6 protein-coding genes, 1 tRNA gene and 1 pseudogene are annotated in these 6,639 nt (G+C 70.5%); 3 read left to right on the top strand and 5 right to left on the bottom strand.

Translation table 11 applies throughout. The features are described from left to right. A pseudogene (locus AB0B14_RS10675) lies at positions 1-120 on the top strand (dTDP-glucose 4,6-dehydratase); the annotation flags it as partial. Positions 121-212: 92 nt separating this feature from the next. Here AB0B14_RS10675 and AB0B14_RS10670 read toward each other — a convergent pair. Then, positions 213-1,688, bottom strand: coding sequence for a sugar transferase (locus AB0B14_RS10670; RefSeq protein WP_357522283.1), 1,476 nt, complete (start codon positions 1,686-1,688; stop codon positions 213-215). A gap of 176 nt (positions 1,689-1,864) precedes the next feature. Continuing rightward, positions 1,865-2,932, bottom strand: coding sequence for an LCP family protein (locus AB0B14_RS10665; RefSeq protein ID WP_357080997.1), 1,068 nt, complete (start codon positions 2,930-2,932; stop codon positions 1,865-1,867). 219 nt (positions 2,933-3,151) lie between these two features. Between AB0B14_RS10665 and AB0B14_RS10660 the strand changes: the two genes are divergently transcribed. Together AB0B14_RS10660 and AB0B14_RS10655 are read left to right on the top strand one after the other, a co-directional pair. After that, positions 3,152-3,970: an MOSC N-terminal beta barrel domain-containing protein gene (locus AB0B14_RS10660; RefSeq protein ID WP_357522282.1), complete on the top strand. Its 819-nt coding sequence runs from the start codon at positions 3,152-3,154 to the stop codon at positions 3,968-3,970. A gap of 113 nt (positions 3,971-4,083) precedes the next feature. Then, positions 4,084-5,073: an expansin EXLX1 family cellulose-binding protein gene (locus AB0B14_RS10655; RefSeq protein ID WP_357522281.1), complete on the top strand. Its 990-nt coding sequence runs from the start codon at positions 4,084-4,086 to the stop codon at positions 5,071-5,073. 53 nt (positions 5,074-5,126) lie between these two features. Here AB0B14_RS10655 and AB0B14_RS10650 read toward each other — a convergent pair whose 3' ends face one another. The 3 genes from AB0B14_RS10650 to bcp all read right to left on the bottom strand — a co-directional run bounded on the left by AB0B14_RS10650 (position 5,127) and on the right by bcp (position 6,412). Then, a complete protein-coding gene (locus tag AB0B14_RS10650) occupies positions 5,127-5,654 on the bottom strand; it encodes a GNAT family N-acetyltransferase (protein WP_357080990.1) in 528 nt (175 codons plus the stop codon). 109 nt (positions 5,655-5,763) lie between these two features. Further along, a tRNA-Leu gene (locus AB0B14_RS10645) sits at positions 5,764-5,846 on the bottom strand. Positions 5,847-5,935: 89 nt separating this feature from the next. Beyond that, positions 5,936-6,412, bottom strand: a complete 477-nt coding sequence (gene bcp / locus AB0B14_RS10640) for a thioredoxin-dependent thiol peroxidase (protein ID WP_357080986.1) — start codon at positions 6,410-6,412, stop codon at positions 5,936-5,938. Between the last annotated feature and the right edge of the window lie 227 nt (positions 6,413-6,639).

The raw sequence follows: 6,639 nt of genomic DNA, 5'->3' as shown, positions 1-6,639 counted from the left end.
CACCAGGAACTCGGCTACACCCCCAGCATCACCCTCGACGCCGGCCTCGCCGACACCGTCACCTGGTACCGCGACAACCGCACCTGGTGGGAACCTCTCAAGACCACACCCACCGCATGAGCTGACAACCGCCTGAGCTGACAACGCCGCGGGTGGTGGTGCCGACGTGTCGAGATCGTCGGCGCCACCACCCGCGGCGGTTGTGTCTTCGGTCAGCGGCCTCCGGCGCGGAAGACCTCCGAGACGGTGCGGAGCACCACCTTGACGTCCAACCACAGCGACCAGTTCTCGATGTAGTAGTTGTCGAACCGGGCCCGGTCGGAGATCGGGGTGTCCCCGCGCAGGCCGCTGACCTGCGCGAGCCCGGTGAGCCCAACGGGAACCCGGTGGCGTGCCGCGTAGTCCGGGTATTCCGCCGAGAACTTCTCCACGAAGTACGGCCGTTCCGGCCGCGGCCCGACCACGCTCATGTCGCCACGCAGGATGTTCCACAACTGGGGCAGCTCGTCCAGCGACGTCCGGCGCATGAACCGGCCGATCGGGCCGACCCGGTTGTCGTGGGCGATGGACCAGTTGGTCTGGGACTCCTGCTCGTTCACGGGACGCATCGAGCGGAACTTGATGACGTTGAACGGCTTGCCGTACCGGCCGATCCGCTCCTGGTAGAAGAAGATGCCCTTGCCACCGTCGATGAACGTGGCGAGCGCGCAGAGCAGCAGCACCGGGCTCAACAGCAGGAGCGCGACCCCGGCGAACAGCATGTCCGACGCGCGCTTGATGGCCCACCGCGGGCCGGTCAGCGTGATGTCACCGATCTTGACGATCGGGAACGCGCCGATGTGGTCGGGGTAACCGCTGTGGGAGCGTGAGCCCCACAGACGCGGCACGGCCCAGAGATCGCAGCGGGAGCTGCGCGGCTGCAACAGGGTTTCCATGAGCGTGGTCTCGTCGCAGTCCGGGTCGGCGATGATCAGGACTTCGCACTCCGTCAACCGGACGAGGTGTTCGAGGTCCGACATCGACCCGCTCAGCGGCAGCGCACCGTTACCCTGGCGCGACGCGACGTCGACACAGCCGGCGTACCGCAGGCCGTACTGCGGGTAGCGGCGCAGCAGCCTGGCGATTTCGAGGCCGATCGGGCCGCCGCCGACGACGAGCGCGTTGTGCTCCGCCCAGCGACGCTTGCGGGACAGGACGGTGAACGACCTGCTGGCCGCACGCCCGAGGATCACGAGCCCCGCCGACAGCGCGACGCCGCGCATGAACCCGCCGACGTACGCCACCGAGGCGTGACGTTCGGCCGCGATGATGGCCACCACCGAGGCGGCGGCCAGCAGGCGCCCGCAGAGGCTCGGCAGCTCGTCGAGGATGCTCACGTGCCGGCGCGGCCGGTAGAGGCCGCCGGCCGCGAAGAGGGCCACGGTCAGGGCCGCGTTGGCCATCGTCCCGCGCCAGTAGCTCTGGGTCAGCACCAGCGGAGCGATGAGCGCGACGGCGTCGACGGGCGCGATCATCATCCAGGCTCGCAGCCACCGGGTCCGTGACGAGGTGCGGGACCGCGCGTACGGCAGGACGGCCGTGGTGCCCAGGCCGGGCGTCTCGACCTTCGCCTGCGCCCGAATCCGCGGCTCCCTGGTCTGGGGCACGGGTGGGGCGCCGCCGTACAGACGGGCCCCGTCGCCCGGCATGTCAGTCTCGTCCCCGCCGACTGGCGGCGGCGTGGACGAATGGCTGGTCGCCGGCTGGCCTGGCACTAGTGGACCTCCCCGTGAATGCCCTCGGTCACGCATCCCGACCGTAAGGGCGACCGAACTCTACGATCGACCGGGTCGAGTCACCATAGCCGGCAAGTCAGTTCCTCCTCCTACTTTGCGGCGGAGAGGATTCCCGGAACGTTGTCGTTGCGGACCGCGTCGAAGACCTTGGCTGCCTTGTCCTTGTCGGCGAGCACGACGCTCTCGGTGCCCATCGTGCCGGTGCCCTTCACCGGGCAGGTGAGGAACGTCAGGTTGCCGCTGCGCAGGTCACGCATCTCGGAGGCGAGATCAATCAGGTTCAACTTCTTGTCCACGGCGACCGCGTCCGCCGTCGCCTTGACGAAGGAGTTGAGCTTGGCCGGGTTGGCGAGCGTCCCGCCGGACGCCGCCTTGTCCAGGATCGCCTTGATCACCTGCTGCTGGTGCCTGATCCGGGCGAAGTCGCCGTCGGCGAAGGCGTGCCGTTCGCGTGCGTAGTCCAGCGCGGCCGCCCCGTCCATCTTCTGCCGTCCGGCCTTGAACGTCCGGCTGCCGTTGAGCGCGTACAGCGTGGTGAAGCCCTTCTCCACGTCCACGGTGATGCCGCCGAGCGCGTCCACGATCTCCTTGAAGCCGCTGAAGTCGACGATCGTCACGTGGTCGATCCGCACGCCGGTGAACTTCTCCACCGTCTGCACCAGCAGCGGCACGCCACCCCACGCGAACGACGCGTTGATCTTCGCGTCCTTGCCACCCCGGCCGCTCGAGGACTTCGGCACGCTGACCCAGGTGTCCCGGGGGATCGAGATGAGCTGGGCGCTGGACCGGTCCTTCGGCAGGTGGGCCACGATGATGGTGTCGGTGCGGGAGCCGGACTCGTTGCCCGGATCGCGGGAGTCGCTGCCGAGGATCATGATGTTCATGGCGCCCTGGGCGTTCTCACCAACCTGCGGACGGTCGGCCTCCGGCACACCGTCGAAGGCGTCGACGCGCTCGATGCCGGAGTTGATGGAACGGAAGTACAAACCTCCGGCGATCATGCCGCTACCGCCGAGCAACGCCAGGACCACGAAGGTGATCAAAGCGACCTTTTGCCACCGGGGACGCTTCCGCCGCGCCTTCTTGGTCGGCTCCGATGGTTGCTGCGGCGCGATGAACTGGGTCTCGGGCTCCGCGTACTCTTGGCGATACTGCATGCCGCGATGCTACTGATTCCGGGTTACAGGCATGTACCCCCGTCCGGGTCATCGGATCCGCGACCCGACCGAAACTTCTCCGACGATCGTTGGCCCGAACCCGCTATGAAGCAGCGGTGGACGCCATCCAACCACGCAGAGCCCTCGCCGGCACGCCGTTCGCCCCGGTCGGCGGCCACTGGCACCCGGGCGACGGCAGCGGCGGAGGGTGGTAGCCAGGTGCGACTGACGTCGATCCACACGTACCCGGTCAAGGGTTGTCACCGGCTCGACCACGACGGCGCGTTCGTGCGGCCGTGGGGTCTGGCCGGCGACCGGCGCTGGATGGTCGTCGACGCCGACGGCGTCGGCGTCACCCAGCGGGACACCACCCGGCTGGTCGGCCTGCACGCCAGCGTTCGCCCCGGGGGTCTGACGCTGCGCGCCGCCGGGCGGCCCGACCTCGACGTGCCCGAGCCGACCGCCGGCGATCCGGTCGCGGTGCGCACCTTCCGCCACCGCACCATCCCGGTCCCGGCTCTGCCGGCCGGTCGAGCGGCCGACGACTGGCTCGGTGCGCTGCTCGGCCGACCGGTCCGGCTGGTCTGGCTGGCCCGGCCGACCCGCCACCTGGCCGTCGAGGACCGCGACCACGACACCGGCGACGAGGTCAGCTTCGCCGACGCCTACCCGCTGCTGCTGACGAACACCGCCTCCCTCGACGTCCTCAACGAATGGCTGGCCGAGGCGGCGGAGGAACCGCTGCCGATGACCCGGTTCCGACCCAACCTGGTCGTCGACGGGGCACCGGCCTGGGCCGAGGACGACTGGGTGGGTCGATCGCTGCGCATCGGTGACCTGCGGTTTCGCGCCGCCGGGCCGTGCGCCCGCTGCGTGGTGACCACGACCGACCAGGAAACCGGGGTACGCACGAAGGAACCGCTGCGCACCCTCGGCCGCCACCGCAACGTCCAGCGGAAGATCCTCTTCGGACTGAACCTGGTACCGCTCGACAGTGGACCGCTGGCCGTGGGGGCCGCGCTCGTCCTCGCGCCCTGACCGGTCACCGCGACCCTCGATCGGGAACGCGCCGATCACCGTCCGTCGACGCTGTCTTAGCTTTGGCTTAGCCGGCTTGTCGCCTCGCGCCCGGTTCCGGCAGCATCGCCGTCGTGACGGACGCAAGCGTTGTCGACATCGACATCGACCTGGACCGGGCTCCCGAGGTCCGGCCCCGGTCGTCGTCGCGCTCGACGCCCTGGCTGGTCGCCACCGGCGTCACAGTTGTCGCGGCGGCACTGGGGCTCACCCTGACCCTGCGGTCGGGCTCCGCCCCGGCCTGTGCCGCCGGCCGGACGCTCGCCGCCGCACCGCCCACCGGCACCGCCACCCACAGCGGCAAGGCCACCTTCTACGACTCGAACGGCGCTGGCGGCAACTGCTCGAACCCCGCTGCCCCGGCCAACCGCCTCTACGTCGCGCTCGGCCCGACCGAATACTCCGCCGGCGCCGCCTGCGGTGGCTTCCTCGACGTGACCGGCCCGAAGGGCACCGTCCGAGTGCTGATCATGGACCAGTGCCCGGAGTGTGCGCCCGGGCACCTCGATCTGTCCCGCGAGGCGTTCGCCCGGATCGCCGAGCCGGTCCAGGGTCTCGTCCCGGTCACCTACCGCGCGGTGGTCAACCCACCGCTGCCCGGCCCGCTCACCTTTCGGATCAAGGAGGGCGCGTCGCAGTTCTGGTTCGCCGTCCGCGTCGGCAACCACGGCAACCCGCTGCGGTCGGTCGAGGTCCGGCAGCGGGACAGCGATCCGTGGCGCCCGGCCGCCCGGCAGGACTACAACTACTGGCTGATCCCCCCCGGCGCCGGGGCCGGACCGTTCACCATCCGCGTCAGCGACGTGTACGGAAACCGCGCCACCGTCGGCGGCATCCGGATGGCACCCGCCCAGGTGCAGAACAGCGCGGTCCGCATGTACGGAAGTGTCGGCGCGGCGGCCACCCCGCGCCCGGCCGCGTCGGCCCGGCCGCCCGGCAACCGACCCGCCGGTACGCCGACGCCGGCCCGCCGACCGGCCGAGGTGGCGAAGGCGAGCGCGCCGGCCACCGGCACGCCGAGCACCCCGCCGGTCGCGGCGAACGCCCGCTGGTGCGCGGGCTGACCGCTCAGTCTGGTGCGCGGGCTGACCGCTCAGTCTGGTGCGCGGGTGACCGCTCAGTCGACAGGCGTCAGGTCGAGCCACATCAGGATCTCGTCCCGGTCGTCACCGGGCGCCACCCGCAACGCGCCCGGCAACCGGCCGATCTCCCGGTAGCCGAGGCGAGCGTAGAACGTGTCCAGCCCCAACCCGTCGCGCACCGTCACGTGCAGCGCCTCGTGGCCGAACCGCCTGCCCAGCCGAGCGGCCTCGACCATCAGCGCCGAGCCGTACCCGGTGCCCTGGGCGTCCGGGTGGACCATCACCCGCTTCAACACACACCAGTGCGCCTTGAGCGGGAAACGGTTGTCACTGAAGACCAGCAGGGCCACCAATCGGTCGCCGGAGTATCCGACAAGCAGGCGGTCCGGTCCGTCGGTGATGCCGGCGAAGGTCGGGTCGGCGAGCACGTGGACGTCGGCGACGGTCACCGGCGGGACGAAGCCGACCGCGCCGCCAGCGTTGCTGGCGTCCGCCCAGAGCGCGACGATCTCGGCGCGCAGCCGCGGGGTCAGGTCGGGGTCGAGGACGAAGCGCAGACTCACGCTCGCCATCCTGACCTGCCGACCAGGCCCGCGACCCTCGACAGTGACGCGCCCGACAACCGCAGTCGGGGCGCGTGGTGCTCGGTGGCCTGTGGTGCTCGTTGATCTGTGCGGGAGAGGGGACTCGAACCCCTACGCCCTTTCGGACAATAGGACCTAAACCTATCGCGGCTGCCGTTACGCCACTCCCGCCAACCCGCTGAGTCTAGAACGTCCGGCTTCGGCGATGTCGAGCCCGGCCTCCCGGCGGCTGGTCCAAGGCCGCGCCGGGGCTCTCCGCCTCAGTCCAGGCCGAGGTCGCGGCGGAGCTTCGCGACGTGCCCGGTGGCCTTGACGTTGTAGAGCGCTCGCTCGACCTTGCCGTCGGCGTCGATCACGAACGTCGAGCGGATCACGCCGGTGACGGTCTTGCCGTACAACTGCTTCTCGCCGTACGCGCCGTAGGCGGTCAGCACCGCCCGGTCCGGGTCGGACACCAGCGGGAAGGTGATCGCGTCGCGCTCGCGGAACTTCGCCAGCTTCTCCGGCTTGTCCGGGGAGATGCCGACGACCTCGTACCCGGCTGCCTGGAGTGCGGCGAGCGAGTCGCGGAAGTCGCAGGCCTGCTTGGTGCAGCCGGGGGTCATCGCCGCCGGGTAGGCGTACAGGATCACCCTGCGACCGCGCAGGTCGGCGAGGGAGAGTTGGTCACCGGTGTCGGTGGCGAGGGTGAACTCGGGCGCGGGGTCACCGGGGGAGAGGCGGTCGGGCGTGGTCATGGCCCGACGATACCGCCGCCCGACCGGGCGCCTGCTGTCGCTGGCGGCGTGGCCTGGGTCGGTTGGGCGCTGTCACCGGCGGCGAGGGCAGGATGGCGGGTCGATCACCTGGGCGGCGGACCGCCGCAGGGTTTGGTCGGCCGGAAAGGTGATCAACACCTCGCGTTGTTGCCAGAGTCTGGCAACAACGAGTGTTGGGAAATAGGCTGACGCACGCTGGTCCGGTC

Source organism: Micromonospora sp. NPDC049171, from assembly GCF_040648275.1.
In the GTDB taxonomy this organism is placed as follows: Bacteria; Actinomycetota; Actinomycetes; order Mycobacteriales; family Micromonosporaceae; genus Micromonospora.
The sequence above is the reverse complement of the archived record's forward strand: the minus strand, read 5'-3'. Positions and strand labels throughout refer to the sequence as shown.

Excerpts from the sequence above, each read along its gene's own strand:
- AB0B14_RS10665 (WP_357080997.1), bottom strand. The coding sequence starts at position 2,932 with ATGCAGTATCGCCAAGAGTACGCGGAGCCCGAGACCCAGTTCATCGCG.
- bcp (WP_357080986.1), bottom strand. The coding sequence starts at position 6,412 with ATGACCACGCCCGACCGCCTCTCCCCCGGTGACCCCGCGCCCGAGTTC.
- AB0B14_RS10670 (WP_357522283.1), bottom strand. The coding sequence starts at position 1,688 with ATGCCGGGCGACGGGGCCCGTCTGTACGGCGGCGCCCCACCCGTGCCC.